The organism is Acidisoma sp. S159, assembly GCF_009766125.1.
Taxonomy (GTDB): domain Bacteria; phylum Pseudomonadota; class Alphaproteobacteria; order Acetobacterales; family Acetobacteraceae; genus Acidisoma.
Map to the genome: position 1 here is coordinate 1 of NZ_LMUG01000053.1, position 525 is coordinate 525.

The window sequence follows — 525 nt, forward strand, 5'->3', positions numbered from 1 at the left end:
TGGCATGAACAAAGCAGTTAATTCCGCGCAGTGTGATCGTCCTGAGATCGCGGCTTCAGGACGCGGCCCTAAAGCCCCAGCCCCAACCCCAACCTGTTCCGGCGACATCCAGGATGTGTCGCCCCGGCCAAGTCGCGCGACTCAACCGTCTAAGGCCGCGGCCGATACCCTCTTCGGTGCTTGGATCGTGCAATTCGGGCCAGAGCATTGAGAGCAGCTCCCGAATCAGGATGCGGGTCCGTCCGCTGGCGACCATCCGTCCCGATCCGGCCCCACTGGCGCATCAGAAGCGCGCGGCCGAACAAGTCCGGCCACACCTCCATCCTGTAATACCGCCACTCGTTTAATTCCGGCCGAATGCGGCACAACACCGCGCTATCCGGAAACAGCGGCAGCTGTACCGGCTGAAGTTTCTTTCGGTTCGCACCACGAGTCGCCATGACAGAAGCCTAGGGTCAGGACCCATTAATTGCTTGCTTCGGCTCGGCGCATTGTGATTCTGGAGATGGCGGGAGGATACCGTCA

General features: G+C 61.0%; 1 protein-coding gene. It reads right to left on the reverse strand.

Annotated elements, in window-relative coordinates:
* Positions 1-149: 149 nt before the first annotated feature.
* Positions 150-440, reverse strand: a complete 291-nt coding sequence (locus tag GSQ92_RS16290) for a WGR domain-containing protein (RefSeq protein ID WP_159013694.1) — start codon at positions 438-440, stop codon at positions 150-152.
* Positions 441-525: the final 85 nt, after the last annotated feature.